Genomic DNA, 15401 nt, shown 5'->3' with positions numbered 1-15401 from the left:
GCAGGGTAATCGCCATGAAACTCTCCGCTCAGAGCTCATCGCTCGATCTTTCACATCCCCACGTGATGGGCATCCTCAACGTTACGCCAGACTCATTTTCTGATGGCGGCAAGCACAACACGCTGATTGAGGCGGTGAAGCATGCCAACGCGATGCTGAACGCAGGCGCGACGATTATCGATGTTGGCGGTGAATCGACACGTCCGGGCGCGGCAGAGGTAAGTGTCGATGAGGAGCTTTCGCGCGTGGTGCCGGTGGTCGAAGCGTTATCCCAACGTTTTGAGACCTGGATCTCCGTTGATACCTCGCGTCCTGAGGTGATTCGCGAGTCAGCGAGAGTGGGTGCTCACATCATCAATGATATTCGCTCCCTGCAACTGCCTGGCGCGCTGGAAGCCGCTGCGGAGACTGGATTACCGGTATGTCTGATGCATATGCAGGGGCAGCCTGGCACGATGCAGGATGCGCCGCACTACGATGATGTATTTGCAGACGTGAATCGCTTCTTTACTGAGCAGATCGCACGCTGTGAAGCGGCGGGCATCGCAAAAGAAAAATTGTTGCTCGACCCGGGTTACGGTTTCGGTAAAAATCTCACCCATAATTACCAGCTTTTGGCCCGACTCTCAGAATTCCACCATTTTGGCTTACCGTTACTGGTGGGGATGTCGCGTAAATCGATGGTAGGGCAGCTGCTTAATGTTGGTCCTGCGGATCGTCTGAGCGGCAGCCTTGCGTGTGCGGTGATTGCGGCCATGCAGGGCGCTCACATCATTCGAGTGCATGACGTGAAAGAGACGGTGGAAGCGGTGCGCGTGGTGGAAGCCACACTGTCAGCGAAGGAAAAGAAACGCTATGAGTAACCGTAAATATTTTGGTACCGATGGTATCCGTGGCCGCGTAGGCGATGCACCGATCACTCCGGATTTCGTGCTTAAGCTGGGCTGGGCGGCGGGTAAAGTGCTGGCGCGCCACGGCTCACGTAAAATCATTATCGGCAAGGATACCCGCATCTCCGGCTATATGCTGGAATCGGCGCTGGAAGCCGGACTGGCAGCCGCAGGCTTATCCGCATCCTTCACCGGGCCCATGCCAACCCCTGCCGTCGCCTATCTGACCCGCACCTTCCGCGCGGAAGCCGGCATCGTTATCTCCGCATCGCATAACCCGTTCTATGATAACGGTATTAAGTTCTTCTCCATCGACGGCACCAAATTGCCGGATGAAGTGGAAGAGGCTATCGAAGCGGAGATGGAAAAAGAGATCACCTGTGTGGATTCCGCTGAGCTTGGCAAGGCGAGCCGCATCGTCGATGCCGCGGGCCGCTACATCGAGTTTTGCAAAGCTACGTTCCCGAATGAGCTGAGCCTGAGCGACATGAAAATTGTGGTGGACTGCGCAAACGGCGCGACCTACCACATCGCACCGAACGTGTTCCGCGAACTGGGCGCGCAGGTCATCACCATCGGCTGCGAGCCTGACGGGGTGAACATCAACGCAGAATGCGGTGCAACTGATGTCCGCATGCTGCAAAAACGTGTGGTAGCAGAGAAAGCGCACCTCGGCATCGCCTTTGACGGTGACGGCGACCGGGTGATGATGGTTGACCACGAAGGCAATAAGGTCGATGGCGATCAGATCCTTTATATCATCGCGCGTGAAGGCCTGCGTCAGGGCCAGCTGCGCGGCGGCGCCGTCGGCACGCTGATGAGCAACATGGGTCTGGAGCTGGCGTTAAAACAGCTGGGTATTCCATTTGCGCGTGCAAAAGTGGGTGACCGCTATGTGCTGGAGAAGCTGCAGGAAAAAGGCTGGCGTATCGGCGCGGAAAACTCCGGGCACGTTATCCTGCTTGACCAGACCACTACCGGTGATGGCATTGTCGCGGCGCTGCAGGTGCTGACAGCAATGGCACGTAATCACATGTCGCTTCACGATCTTTGCAGCGGTATGAAGCTGTTCCCGCAGATTCTGGTCAACGTGCACTTCACCCCAGGCAGCGGCGATCCGCTCGAAAACGAGCAGGTAAAAGCCGTAACGGCAGAAGTGGAAGCTGCGCTTGGCAGCCGTGGCCGCGTGCTGCTGCGTAAATCCGGTACCGAGCCGCTTATTCGCGTGATGGTGGAAGGTGAAGATGAAGCGCAGGTCACCGATTTTGCTCACCGCATCGCCGATGCGGTAAAGGCGGTTTAAGAGACCTGACTGGTTAAAAGGGCGGCAAATGCCGCCTTGTTTTTAAACAAATTCATCGCCGTTGCCGTTTTTTTCCGCAGTTGATACATTGGCACGAATTTGCTCTTGCTAAGGCGATACGCTTTGGTTAGTATTCTCACCCGCTTCACAGGGGAATGACAAATAGCCCCGCATTGACTGGTTTGAAGCATTGGTATGCGGTTAACCCGCAAGGAACAGGTTGATTATGTACGAAGCTCTTTTGGTTATCTTCCTTATTGTAGCGATTGGCCTCGTAGGTCTTATCATGCTGCAGCAAGGTAAAGGCGCTGATATGGGAGCCTCCTTCGGAGCAGGCGCTTCCACTACACTGTTCGGTTCAAGTGGTTCTGGTAACTTCATGACCCGTATGACAGCTGTGCTGGCTACGCTGTTCTTCATCATCAGCCTGGTACTGGGTAATATCAATAGCAACAAAACGAACAAAGGAAGCATGTGGGATAACCTGACTCAGCCAACGTCTGAGCAGACCACACCAGCGGCACCTACCAAGCCGACGAGTGATATCCCGCAGTAATTTGTCGCATCAAACGCGGTAGTGCTGAATGCCGCGTTCTAAGTGCCGAGGTGGTGGAATTGGTAGACACGCTACCTTGAGGTGGTAGTGCCCGATTGGGCTTACGGGTTCAAGTCCCGTCCTCGGTACCAAATCACAGCAAAACTTGCAATTTATGCATTTTAGGCGTAATATTCGCCACGTTTTCGGACGCGGGGTGGAGCAGCCTGGTAGCTCGTCGGGCTCATAACCCGAAGGTCGTCGGTTCAAATCCGGCCCCCGCAACCACTTTCCCTTAGAGTTCTTTTTCAAATATACTGTGTAGAGCGGAATACGCTTTTTCATTGGGTTTTGAAAAAAATTCTGTTGGAGAGTGCTCCAGGTCACCATGGTGACTTACAGGGTTCAGTTATATAAAGCCCCGATTTATCGGGGTTTTTTGTTATCTGACTTCAGAATAACTGGGCTTTATGCCCTTTTTTTATGTCTTGGGGGTGGGCTTGTCCACATTAGAGCAAAAATTAACAGAGATGATTACAGCACCGGTTGAAGCGCTGGGCTATGAACTCGTCGGTATCGAATTCATTCGCGGACGCACATCGACGCTGCGCATCTATATTGATAGTGAAAATGGTATCAATGTTGATGATTGCGCTGATGTCAGCCACCAGGTAAGCGCCGTACTGGATGTCGAAGATCCCATTACAGTGGCATACAACCTTGAAGTTTCCTCTCCTGGCCTCGATCGCCCAATGTTTACCGCGGCGCATTACACTACCTACATCGGCGAAGAAGTCGCGCTGGTACTGCGAATGGCAGTACAGAACCGTCGTAAATGGCAGGGCATCATTAAAGCGGTAGATGGCGAAATGATTACCGTGACGGTCGATGGCAAAGATGAAGTATTCGCGCTGAGCAACATTCAGAAAGCGAACCTGGTTCCCCACTTTTAACATTCTGGATTGAGGCGAAGGCCCCCGATGAACAAAGAAATTTTGGCCGTTGTTGAAGCTGTTTCTAACGAAAAAGCGGTTCCACGCGAGAAAATTTTTGAAGCGCTGGAAAGTGCCCTGGCCACGGCAACCAAGAAAAAATACGAGCAGGAAATCGATGTTCGCGTAAGCATCGATCGTAAAAGCGGCGATTTCGACACCTTCCGTCGCTGGGTGATTGTTGAGGAAGTGACTCAGCCGACCCGTGAAATAACCCTGGAAGCAGCTCAATACGAAGATCCGGCGCTGACGCTGGGTGAATATGTTGAAGATCAGATTGAATCTGTAACCTTTGACCGCATTACTACTCAGACCGCCAAACAGGTCATCGTGCAGAAGGTGCGTGAAGCCGAGCGCGCGATGGTTGTGGATCAGTTCCGCGAGCACGAAGGCGAGATCATTACAGGTATCGCCAAAAAAGTTAACCGCGACAACATTACCCTTGATTTAGGGAATAACGCGGAAGCGGTTATCCCGCGTGAAGACATGCTGCCGCGTGAAAACTTCCGTCCGGGCGACCGTATTCGTGGCGTGCTTTACGCCGTGCGTCCTGAAGCTCGCGGCGCGCAGCTGTTTGTAACTCGCGCGAAGCCGGAAATGCTGATTGAGCTGTTCCGCATCGAAGTGCCGGAAATCGGCGAAGAAGTTATTGAGATCAAAGCGGCAGCGCGCGATCCGGGTTCACGTGCCAAGATCGCGGTGAAAACCAACGATAAGCGTATCGATCCGGTTGGTGCTTGTGTCGGTATGCGCGGTGCGCGTGTTCAGGCGGTTTCTACCGAGCTGGGCGGTGAGCGTATCGATATCGTGCTGTGGGACGATAATCCGGCGCAGTTCGTCATCAATGCGATGGCCCCGGCTGACGTTGCCTCTATCGTCGTTGACGAAGACAAGCACACCATGGATATCGCCGTTGAAGCGGGTAACCTCGCACAGGCGATTGGCCGTAACGGTCAGAACGTACGTCTCGCTTCCCAACTGAGCGGCTGGGAACTGAACGTCATGACCGTTGAAGACCTTCAGGCTAAACACCAGGCAGAAGCCCACGCAGCGATTGATACTTTCACTAAGTATCTGGATATCGATGAAGACTTCGCAACCATGCTGGTTGAAGAAGGTTTTTCCACGCTCGAAGAACTGGCCTACGTGCCGATGAAAGAGCTGCTGGAAATTGACGGTCTTGATGAGGCGACCGTTGAAGCACTGCGTGACCGTGCGAAAAACGCACTCACGACGCTGGCTCTTGCCCAGGAAGAGAGCCTTGGTGATAAAAAGCCGAGCGAAGACCTCCTCAATCTTGAAGGAATGGACCGTACTCTGGCTTACAAACTGGCTGCTCGTGGTGTTTGTACGCTTGAAGATCTCGCCGAACAGGGCGTAGATGACCTGTCTGATATTGAAGGGTTAACCGATGATAAAGCCGGTGAGCTTATCATGGCGGCCCGTAATATTTGCTGGTTCGGCGACGACGCGTAATAAACTGTAGCAGGAAGGAACAGCATGACTGATGTAACCGTAAAAGCGCTGGCCGCAGAGATTCAGACCTCAGTGGACCGCCTGGTACAGCAATTCGCTGATGCAGGGATCCCTAAGTCAGCTGATGATTCTGTAACCGCGCAAGAGAAACAAGCTCTGCTGACGCACCTGAACCGTGAACATGGTTCGGCGCCAGATAAGTTGACATTGCAGCGCAAAACGCGCAGTACTTTAAATGTCCCGGGTACCGGTGGGAAAAGCAAATCGGTACAGATCGAAGTCCGCAAAAAACGCACCTTTGTAAAACGCGATCCGCAAGAGGCTGAACGCCTGGCCGCGGAAGAAGAAGCGCAGCGTGAAGCGGAAGAGAAGGCCCGTCGTGAAGCAGAAGAAGCTGCTAAACGCGAGGCTGAGGAAAAAGCAAAACGCGACGCGGAAGCAAAGGCTAAACGTGAAGCTGACGAACAGGCTAAACGCGAAAACGCTGAAAACGCGAAACGCGGAGCTGCGGAAAATAGCAAAGTGAGCAATCAACAGACTGACGAAATGACCAAAACTGCCCAGGCCGAAAAAGCCCGCCGTGAAGCTGAAGCTCTTGAGCTGAAGCGTAAGGCTGAGGAAGAAGCTCGCCGCAAGCTGGAAGAGAGCGCCCGCCAGGTAGCGGAAGAAGCGCGTCGAATGGCCGCGGAAAACGAGAAAAACTGGGCGGAAACCCCAGAGAAACCAGAAGAAAGCACCGACTATCACGTCACTACCTCTCAGCATGCTCGCCAGGCTGAAGATGATAACGACCGTGAAGTTGAAGGCGGACGTGGTCGTGCGCGTCCTGCAAAAGCAGCGCGTCCGAAGAAAGGCAACAAGCATTCAGAATCTAAAGCTGACCGCGAAGAAGCGCGTGCAGCGGTTCGCGGTGGTAAAGGCGGCAAGCGTAAAGGTAGCGCGCTGCAGCAGGGCTTTAACAAGCCGGCGCAGGCCGTTAACCGTGACGTGGTTATCGGTGAGACCGTAACCGTTGCTGAACTGGCGAACAAAATGGCCGTTAAAGGCTCTCAGGTCATCAAAGTGATGATGAAGCTGGGTGCGATGGCGACCATCAATCAGGTTATCGACCAGGAAACTGCACAGCTGGTCGCAGAAGAGATGGGCCACAAAGTTATCCTGCGTCGTGAGAACGAGCTGGAAGAAGCGCTGATGAGCGACCGCGATATGGGTGCTCAGGCTGAAGCGCGTGCGCCGGTTGTTACCATCATGGGTCACGTTGACCACGGTAAAACCTCTCTGCTCGACTATATCCGCTCCACGAAAGTCGCCTCTGGCGAAGCGGGCGGTATTACCCAGCATATCGGTGCATACCACGTCGAAACCGACAACGGCATGATCACCTTCCTGGATACCCCGGGCCACGCCGCGTTTACCGCAATGCGTGCTCGTGGTGCTCAGGCGACCGATATCGTGGTTCTGGTTGTTGCAGCGGACGACGGCGTGATGCCGCAGACCATCGAAGCTATCCAGCACGCGAAAGCGGCGCAGGTGCCGGTGGTGGTTGCAGTGAACAAAATCGATAAACACGAAGCGGATCCGGATCGCGTTAAGCAGGAGCTTTCCCAGTACGGCATCATGCCGGAAGAGTGGGGCGGTGAGAGCCAGTTCGTCCACGTATCTGCAAAAGCGGGTACCGGTGTTGATGAGCTGCTGAACGCTATCCTGCTGCAGGCAGAAGTTCTCGAGCTGAAAGCGGTACGCAGCGGTATGGCGAGCGGTGTGGTGATCGAATCCTTCCTGGATAAAGGTCGTGGCCCGGTTGCAACCGTACTGGTTCGTGAAGGTACGCTGAACAAAGGCGATATCGTCCTGTGTGGCTTCGAGTATGGCCGCGTACGTGCGATGCGTGACGAGCTTGGCCGCGATGTTTCTGAAGCAGGTCCGTCTATCCCGGTTGAGATCCTGGGTCTGTCCGGTGTGCCGGCAGCGGGTGACGAAGTCACCGTAGTACGTGACGAGAAGAAAGCACGCGAAGTAGCACTGTACCGTCAGGGCAAGTTCCGCGAAGTGAAACTGGCTCGTCAGCAGAAATCCAAGCTGGAAAACATGTTTGCCAACATGACCGAAGGCGAAGTTCACGAAGTGAACATCGTACTGAAGTCCGACGTACAGGGCTCTCTGGAAGCGATCTCCGACTCGCTGCAGAAACTCTCTACCGACGAAGTGAAGGTGAAGATTGTTGGCTCCGGCGTCGGTGGTATCACCGAGACCGACGCAACCCTGGCTGCTGCTTCTAACGCCATCATCGTTGGCTTCAACGTTCGTGCCGATGCCTCTGCGCGTCGTGTGATTGAAGCGGAAAGCCTGGATCTGCGTTACTACTCCGTCATCTATAACCTGATTGACGAAGTGAAAGCGGCGATGAGCGGTATGCTCTCTCCGGAACTGAAACAGCAGATCATTGGTCTGGCCGAAGTGCGTGATGTCTTCAAGTCACCGAAATTTGGCGCCATTGCCGGCTGTATGGTTACCGAAGGCGTCGTGAAGCGTCACAACCCGATCCGTGTCCTGCGTGACAACGTGGTTATCTATGAAGGTGAGCTGGAGTCCCTGCGCCGCTTCAAGGACGACGTCAACGAAGTACGTAACGGTATGGAATGTGGTATCGGCGTTAAGAACTACAATGATGTTCGCACCGGCGATATGATCGAAGTCTTCGAAATTATCGAAATCCAGCGCAGCATCGATTAATTTCTGCCGTTCCGGGTGATGTCCCGGAACTAACAGAGATTAACGATATTGTAGGCCGGGCTGGCGCTGCGCCACCCGGCAAGAATTTTCAAAAGGGGCTTTTAGCCCCTTTTTAGTCTTTAGTGTGGAGAATTATTATGGCGAAAGAATTTGGTCGCCCGCAGCGCGTGGCTCAGGAGATGCAGAAAGAAATCGCTATCATCCTGCAGCGCGAAATCAAAGATCCGCGCGTGGGTCTGATGACAACGGTTTCCGGCGTGGAAGTATCCCGCGATCTTGCTTACGCAAAAGTATTTGTAACCTTCCTCAACGATAAAGATGAAGAAGCGGTTAACGCCGGGATTAAAGCGTTGCAGGACGCCTCTGGCTTCATCCGTTCACTGCTGGGCAAAGCGATGCGTCTGCGCATCGTGCCTGAGCTGACCTTCTTCTACGATAACTCGCTGGTAGAAGGTATGCGCATGTCGAACCTCGTCAGTAACGTGATCAAAAACGATGAGTCTCGCCGCGTTAACCCGGACGACAACAAGGAGGACTAATGAGTCGTCCTCGTCGTCGCGGTCGCGACATTCATGGCGTTCTTTTGCTGGATAAACCTCAGGGTCTCTCCTCTAACGACGCGCTGCAAAAAGTGAAGCGTTTGTATAACGCTAACCGGGCAGGGCATACCGGCGCGCTTGACCCGCTGGCGACCGGCATGCTGCCGATCTGTCTCGGAGAAGCGACAAAGTTTTCCCAGTACCTGCTTGACTCCGATAAACGCTACCGCGTTATCGCAAAGCTCGGGCAGCGTACGGACACGTCGGATGCCGATGGGCAGATCGTCGAGGAGCGTCCGGTTAGCTTCAGCGCCGCGCAACTGGATGAGGCGCTGGAAAGCTTCCGGGGCGACACCCAGCAGGTGCCGACCATGTTTTCGGCGCTGAAATACCAGGGTAAGCCGCTGTACGAGTATGCGCGTCAGGGAATTGTGGTACCGCGTGAAGCGCGACCCATTACCGTGTACGAGCTGCTGTTCATCCGCCACGAAGGCGATGAGCTTGAGCTGGAAGTGCACTGTTCCAAAGGTACATACATCCGCACCATCATTGACGATCTGGGTGAGAAACTCGGCTGCGGCGCGCATGTTATCTTCCTGCGTCGTCTGGCGGTGAGTAAGTATCCCATTGAGCGCATGGTGACGCTGGAGCAGCTGAATGCGTTGGTTGAAGAGGCGCAGGCGCGCGACATCGCACCGGGCGAACTGCTCGATCCACTGCTGATGCCGATGGACAGTCCGGCAGCGGATTTTCCGCTGGTGAACGTCCTGCCTGAGGTGGCCGTATACTTTAAAAACGGACAGCCGGTACGCGTGGCGGGTGCCCCGTTGAACGGGCTGGTGCGCGTTACTGAAGGCGATGACGCGAAGTTTATCGGCATGGCGGAAATAGACGATCAAGGCCGTGTCGCTCCGCGCCGCCTGGTTGTTGAGTATCCCGCATAAGCGATGTCGCGACCTTGCGATAACAGGTGGCGACAGGTAGAATATTGCGGCTCAACACACCTGTGTGATGTTTACATTTTCACGGTGTGTTCATTGGGGATGCTGAATTAGAGATCGGCACCTCGTTATTTATCTATAAACTGGAGTTCAAAATGTCTCTAAGCGTTGAAGCTAAAGCTAAAATCGTTTCTGAGTTCGGTCGTGGCGAAAACGACAGCGGTTCAACTGAAGTACAGGTTGCCCTGCTGACTGCACAGATTAACCACCTGCAGGGTCACTTTGCAGAGCACAAAAAAGATCACCACAGCCGTCGTGGTCTGCTGCGTATGGTTTCTCAGCGTCGTAAACTGCTCGACTACCTGAAGCGTAAAGATGTTGCACGCTACACTGCGCTGATCGAGCGTCTGGGTCTGCGTCGCTAATTCTTGCGAGTTTCAGAAAAAGGGGCCTGTATGGCCCCTTTTTTCGACCTGACCGCAGCAATTCTTCGGAAACTAATGTATTGTTGCAAAGCATGATCTTCGTGCAGAGGTTCGCGCGGCTAATGAGAAGGGTGCCCCGAAATGAGCGGGTCTGACTTGTCATTAGTCGCGAGGATGCAAGAAGATCGGTCACCAGACAGCACTGCTAATGGCGTGCTGTCATTCATTAAGAAAGGGTAAAATTTTGCTTAATCCGATCGTTCGTAAATTCCAGTATGGTCAACATACTGTAACGCTTGAGACCGGCATGATGGCCCGTCAGGCCACTGCTGCCGTCATGGTGAGCATGGATGACACTGCGGTTTTCGTGACCGTTGTTGGTCAGAAAAAAGCGAAACCAGGCCAGGACTTCTTCCCGCTGACTGTTAACTACCAGGAGCGTACTTACGCTGCTGGTCGCTTCCCGGGTGGCTTCTTCCGTCGTGAAGGCCGTCCAGGCGAAGGCGAAACCCTGATCGCGCGTCTGATTGACCGCCCGGTTCGCCCACTGTTCCCGGAAGGCTTCGTTAACGAAGTTCAGATCATCGCCACCGTGGTTTCCGTTAACCCGCAGGTTAACCCGGATATCGTCGCGATGATCGGCGCTTCTGCTGCGCTGTCTCTGTCTGGTATTCCGTTCAACGGCCCAATCGGTGCCGCTCGCGTGGGTTACATCAACGACCAGTACGTGCTGAACCCGACTCAGGCTGAGCTGAAAGAGAGCAAGCTGGATCTGGTGGTTGCTGGTACTGAAGGTGCCGTGCTGATGGTTGAATCCGAAGCTGAACTGCTGAGCGAAGACCAGATGCTGGGCGCAGTGGTGTTTGGTCATGACCAACAGCAGGTTGTGATTCAGAACATCAACGACCTGGTGAAAGAAGCGGGTAAACCGCGCTGGGACTGGCAGCCAGAAGCCGTGAACGACGCGCTGAACGCGCGCGTTGCTGCGCTGGCAGAATCCCGTCTGAGCGATGCGTACCGCATCACCGACAAACAGGAACGTTACAGCCAGGTTGATCTCATCAAATCTGAAACCATCGCTGCCCTGCTGGCAGAAGATGAGTCTCTGGATGACAACGAGCTGGGCGAGATCCTGCACGCCATCGAGAAAAACGTTGTTCGTAGCCGCGTACTGGCAGGCGAGCCGCGTATCGACGGTCGTGAAAAAGATATGATTCGTGGTCTGGACGTGCGCACTGGCGTACTGCCGCGTACTCACGGCTCCGCGCTGTTCACCCGTGGTGAAACGCAGGCGCTGGTTACCGCTACCCTGGGTACCGAGCGTGACGCGCAGAACATTGATGAGCTGATGGGCGAGCGTACTGACCGCTTCCTGTTCCACTACAACTTCCCTCCGTACTCCGTAGGCGAAACCGGCATGGTCGGTTCACCGAAGCGTCGTGAGATTGGTCACGGTCGTCTGGCTAAGCGTGGCGTGTTGGCTGTTATGCCATCTGCCGATGCTTTCCCGTACACCGTGCGCGTAGTGTCTGAAATCACTGAATCTAACGGTTCTTCCTCCATGGCTTCCGTGTGCGGTGCTTCTCTGGCACTGATGGACGCGGGCGTACCGGTGAAAGCTGCCGTTGCGGGCATCGCGATGGGTCTGGTGAAAGAGGGCGACAACTACGTTGTACTGTCCGACATCCTGGGCGACGAAGATCACCTTGGCGATATGGACTTCAAAGTTGCGGGCTCCCGCGAAGGTATCACTGCGCTGCAGATGGATATCAAAATTGAAGGCATCACCAAAGAGATCATGCAGGCTGCGCTGAATCAGGCTAAAGGTGCGCGTCTGCACATCCTGGGCGTGATGGAGCAGGCTATCAACGCGCCGCGCGGTGATATCTCTGAATTCGCACCGCGTATTCACACCATCAAGATCAACCCGGACAAGATCAAAGACGTCATCGGTAAAGGCGGTTCTGTTATCCGTGCCCTGACCGAAGAGACCGGCACCACCATCGAAATCGAAGATGACGGCACCGTGAAGATCGCAGCGACCGATAACGATAAAGCAAAACACGCTATCCGTCGTATCGAAGAGATCACCGCTGAGATCGAAGTGGGTCGCATCTACAATGGTAAAGTGACCCGTATCGTTGACTTTGGCGCATTTGTTGCCATCGGTGGCGGTAAAGAAGGTCTGGTTCACATCTCTCAGATCGCTGATAAGCGCGTTGAGAAAGTGACTGATTACCTGCAGATGGGTCAGGAAGTACCGGTTAAGGTTCTGGAAGTTGACCGTCAGGGCCGCGTACGTCTGAGCATCAAAGAAGCAACCGAGCAGTCTCAGCCTGCTGAAGCACCGGCCGCGCCGGCTGCACCAGAAGCCGAGTAAGGTTTGCCATTTAGCTCTCCATGGCAACATGGAGAGCTGTTTGTTACACGGCATGATGCTGTGTTTGCAGCCGGGGAACAGGATGTTCATCCAATTGTTGTCGTCGGGAGTAGGAAATGAAGCCTTTTTTGCGCTGGTGTTTCGTTGCGACAGCTTTAACGCTGGCAGGATGCAGCAACTCTGCCTGGCGTAAGAGTGAAGTGCTGGCGGTGCCTCTGCAACCCAGTTTGCAGCAGGAAGTCATTCTGGCACGCATGGAACAAATCCTCGCAAGTCGGGCTTTAACCGATGATGAACGCGCACAGCTTTTATATGAGCGCGGAGTGTTGTATGATAGTCTCGGTCTGCGAGCCTTAGCGCGAAATGATTTTTCACAAGCGCTGGCAATCCGACCTGATATGCCTGAAGTATTCAATTACTTAGGCATATATTTAACGCAAGCGGGCAATTTTGATGCCGCTTATGAAGCGTTTGATTCTGTACTTGAGCTTGATCCAACTTACAACTACGCGCACTTGAATCGCGGAATCGCCCTCTACTACGGCGGACGTGACAAGCTAGCGCAAGATGATCTGCTGGCGTTTTATCAAGACGATCCCAATGATCCTTTCCGCAGCCTGTGGCTTTACATCGTTGAGCAGAAGCTCGATGAGAAGCAGGCCAAAGAAGCGTTACAACAGCGCTTCGAGAAGTCGGATAAAGAACAATGGGGATGGAACATTGTCGAGTTCTGGCTGGGCAACATTAGCGAAGCAACGCTGATGGATCGCCTGAAGGCAGACGCAACGGATAACACCTCGCTCGCTGAGCATCTCAGTGAAACCAACTTCTATTTAGGTAAGTACTACCTAAGTCTGGGGGATAAGGACAGCGCCACGGCACTGTTCAAACTGGCGGTTGCAAACAACGTCCACAACTTCGTTGAGCACCGTTACGCATTGTTGGAATTAGCGCTCTTGGGCCAGGAGCAAGAAGACCTGGCAGAATCGGACCAGCAATAGCTGACGAACTTTCAGCCCATTTTTTCCTTGTGAGTCATCACCTTAGCGGGTGAGGGCTTGTTTGTTCGTCAATCCACATACTTTGAGCCGGTTCACACTTTTAATGAAAATTGCAGAAAATTTTCACGATGAGTTATGTAGACTGGCCGCCATTAATTCTGAGGCACTCGTACTACATGGCTGAATTCGAAACCACTTTTACTGATCTGGGCCTGAAGGCTCCTATCCTTGAAGCCCTTAACGATCTGGGTTACGAAAAACCATCTCCAATCCAGGCTGAATGTATTCCGCATCTGCTTGGCGGTCGCGATGTTCTGGGTATGGCCCAGACCGGTAGCGGCAAAACCGCAGCATTCTCTCTGCCGCTGCTTAACAACATTGATTCAGACCTGCGCGCACCGCAAATCCTGGTGCTGGCGCCGACCCGCGAACTGGCGGTTCAGGTTGCTGAAGCAATGACCGATTTCTCTAAACACATGCATGGCGTAAACGTCGTGGCCCTGTACGGCGGCCAGCGTTATGACGTGCAGCTGCGCGCCCTGCGTCAGGGCCCACAGATTGTTGTGGGTACCCCGGGCCGTCTGCTGGACCACCTGAAGCGTGGCACGCTGAATCTCTCCAGCCTGAAAGGTCTGGTACTGGATGAAGCGGATGAGATGCTGCGTATGGGCTTCATCGAAGACGTTGAAACCATCATGGCGCAGATCCCGGCTGAACATCAGACCGCGCTGTTCTCCGCGACCATGCCGGAAGCGATCCGTCGCATTACCCGCCGCTTCATGAAAGAGCCGCAGGAAGTGCGCATTCAGTCCAGCGTGACCACCCGTCCGGACATCAGCCAGAGCTACTGGTCTGTTTACGGCATGCGTAAAAATGAAGCGCTGGTGCGTTTCCTGGAAGCGGAAGACTTTGACGCGGCGATCATCTTCGTGCGTACCAAGAACGCGACCCTGGAAGTGGCTGAAGCGCTGGAGCGCAGCGGTTACAACAGCGCCGCGCTGAACGGTGACATGAACCAGGCGCTGCGTGAGCAGACCCTGGAGCGTCTGAAAGACGGTCGTCTGGATATCCTGATTGCTACTGACGTTGCTGCCCGTGGCCTCGACGTTGAGCGTATCAGCCTGGTGGTTAACTACGATATCCCGATGGACTCTGAGTCTTACGTTCACCGTATCGGCCGTACCGGTCGTGCGGGTCGTGCTGGCCGTGCGCTGCTGTTCGTTGAGAACCGCGAGCGTCGTCTGCTGCGCAACATCGAACGCACCATGAAGCTGACCATCCCGGAAGTAGAACTGCCGAACGCAGAACTGCTGAGCGAGCGTCGTCTGGCTAAGTTCGCGGCAAAAGTACAGCAGCAGCTTGAAAGCAGCGATCTGGATCAGTACCGTGCCCTGCTGGCGAAAATCCAGCCGGCTGCGGAAGAAGAGCTGGATATCGAAACCCTGGCTGCAGCACTGCTGAAAATGGCCCAGGGCGAACGTCCGCTGATCCTGCCGCCGGATGCGCCGATGCGTCCTAAGCGTGAGTTCCGTGAGCGTGATGACCGCTTCGAGCGTCGTGGCGACCGTAATGACCGTGGCCCGCGTGGCGATCGTCCGGAGCGTGGTGGTGAAGACCGTCCGCGTCGCGAGCGTCGTGATGTTGGTGATATGGAACTGTACCGCATTGAAGTGGGCCGTGATGACGGCGTTGAAGTACGTCACATCGTTGGCGCGATCGCTAACGAAGGCGACATCAGCAGCCGTTACATCGGTAACATCAAGCTGTTCGGTTCTCACTCCACCATCGAGCTGCCGAAAGGTATGCCGGGCGAGGTTCTGCAGCACTTTACCCGTACCCGCATCCTGAACAAGCCGATGAACATGCAGCTGCTGGGCGATGCGCAACCGCGCACCGGTGGTGGCGAGCGTCGCGGTGGTAACGGCGGTGGTCGTGGTTTCGGCGGTGAACGTCGCGAAGGCGCGCGTCCGGAAGGTCGTCGCTTCAGCGGTGAACGTCGTGAAGGTGGTCGCAGCTTCGGCGGCGAGCGTCGTGAAAGCCGTGGTCCGCGTCCTGAAGGCGCACCGACCCGTCGTCGTGATGCATAATCACCCGCGCTAATAGCGTAAAGTAAACGATACAGTCCCGGTCATTACGATCGGGACTTTTTTTATCTGCAATGTACTCATGTACTGGTACAATGCTGC

At 54.6% G+C, this 15401-nt stretch carries 13 protein-coding genes and 2 tRNA genes; all 15 read left to right on the top strand.

The features are described 5' to 3' along the window. Positions 1 to 14 precede the first annotated feature (14 nt). The 15 genes from folP to ET34_RS0101995 all read left to right on the top strand — a co-directional run bounded on the left by folP (position 15) and on the right by ET34_RS0101995 (position 15302). Positions 15 to 863 (top strand): dihydropteroate synthase, encoded by an 849-nt coding sequence (folP, locus tag ET34_RS0102060; RefSeq protein WP_031519028.1) that lies wholly within the window; start codon positions 15 to 17, stop codon positions 861 to 863. Continuing rightward, a complete protein-coding gene (gene glmM, locus ET34_RS0102055; RefSeq protein ID WP_031519027.1) occupies positions 856 to 2193 on the top strand; it encodes a phosphoglucosamine mutase in 1338 nt (445 codons plus the stop codon). The genes folP and glmM overlap by 8 nt, the downstream gene beginning before the upstream one ends. Before the next feature lie 226 nt (positions 2194 to 2419). Further along, complete coding sequence (gene secG / locus ET34_RS0102050; RefSeq protein ID WP_031519025.1) at positions 2420 to 2749, top strand: preprotein translocase subunit SecG; 330 nt, start codon at positions 2420 to 2422, stop codon at positions 2747 to 2749. A 44-nt stretch (positions 2750 to 2793) separates the two neighbouring features. After that, positions 2794 to 2880: transfer RNA gene (locus ET34_RS0102045), tRNA-Leu, on the top strand. A gap of 59 nt (positions 2881 to 2939) precedes the next feature. Next, positions 2940 to 3016: transfer RNA gene (locus tag ET34_RS0102040), tRNA-Met, on the top strand. Between the two features lie 212 nt (positions 3017 to 3228). After that, entirely contained in the window at positions 3229 to 3681 is a 453-nt protein-coding gene (gene rimP / locus ET34_RS0102035) for a ribosome maturation factor RimP (RefSeq protein ID WP_035890779.1), read from the top strand. Between the two features lie 27 nt (positions 3682 to 3708). Further along, positions 3709 to 5196, top strand: a complete 1488-nt coding sequence (gene nusA, locus ET34_RS0102030; protein ID WP_031519022.1) for a transcription termination factor NusA — start codon at positions 3709 to 3711, stop codon at positions 5194 to 5196. A 24-nt stretch (positions 5197 to 5220) separates the two neighbouring features. After that, on the top strand, positions 5221 to 7929 hold the full coding sequence (infB, locus tag ET34_RS0102025) for a translation initiation factor IF-2 (protein WP_031519020.1): 2709 nt from the start codon (positions 5221 to 5223) through the stop codon (positions 7927 to 7929). Between the two features lie 137 nt (positions 7930 to 8066). Then, positions 8067 to 8468 carry a 30S ribosome-binding factor RbfA gene (gene rbfA / locus ET34_RS0102020; RefSeq protein WP_031519018.1) on the top strand — a complete coding sequence of 134 codons (402 nt, stop codon included), beginning with the start codon at positions 8067 to 8069 and terminating at the stop codon, positions 8466 to 8468. Next, positions 8468 to 9412, top strand: a complete 945-nt coding sequence (gene truB / locus ET34_RS0102015) for a tRNA pseudouridine(55) synthase TruB (protein ID WP_031519017.1) — start codon at positions 8468 to 8470, stop codon at positions 9410 to 9412. The genes rbfA and truB overlap by 1 nt, the downstream gene beginning before the upstream one ends. 152 nt (positions 9413 to 9564) lie before the next feature. Next, positions 9565 to 9834: a 30S ribosomal protein S15 gene (gene rpsO / locus ET34_RS0102010; RefSeq protein ID WP_004385056.1), complete on the top strand. Its 270-nt coding sequence runs from the start codon at positions 9565 to 9567 to the stop codon at positions 9832 to 9834. A 244-nt stretch (positions 9835 to 10078) separates the two neighbouring features. After that, positions 10079 to 12214, top strand: a complete 2136-nt coding sequence (pnp, locus tag ET34_RS0102005; protein WP_031519015.1) for a polyribonucleotide nucleotidyltransferase — start codon at positions 10079 to 10081, stop codon at positions 12212 to 12214. A gap of 116 nt (positions 12215 to 12330) precedes the next feature. Beyond that, positions 12331 to 13215 (top strand): lipoprotein NlpI, encoded by an 885-nt coding sequence (nlpI, locus tag ET34_RS0102000; RefSeq protein WP_031519014.1) that lies wholly within the window; start codon positions 12331 to 12333, stop codon positions 13213 to 13215. 103 nt (positions 13216 to 13318) lie between these two features. Then, a complete protein-coding gene (gene yrbN, locus ET34_RS22420) occupies positions 13319 to 13399 on the top strand; it encodes a protein YrbN (RefSeq protein ID WP_097563900.1) in 81 nt (26 codons plus the stop codon). Continuing rightward, a complete protein-coding gene (locus tag ET34_RS0101995; RefSeq protein WP_031519013.1) occupies positions 13392 to 15302 on the top strand; it encodes a DEAD/DEAH family ATP-dependent RNA helicase in 1911 nt (636 codons plus the stop codon). The genes yrbN and ET34_RS0101995 overlap by 8 nt, the downstream gene beginning before the upstream one ends. Positions 15303 to 15401 lie beyond the last annotated feature (99 nt).

Origin of the sequence: Siccibacter colletis (assembly GCF_000696575.1) — a bacterium.
Classification (GTDB): Bacteria; Pseudomonadota; Gammaproteobacteria; order Enterobacterales; family Enterobacteriaceae; genus Siccibacter; species Siccibacter colletis.
Note: the sequence above shows the minus strand (reverse complement) of the source record. Positions and strands in the feature narration are given on the sequence as shown.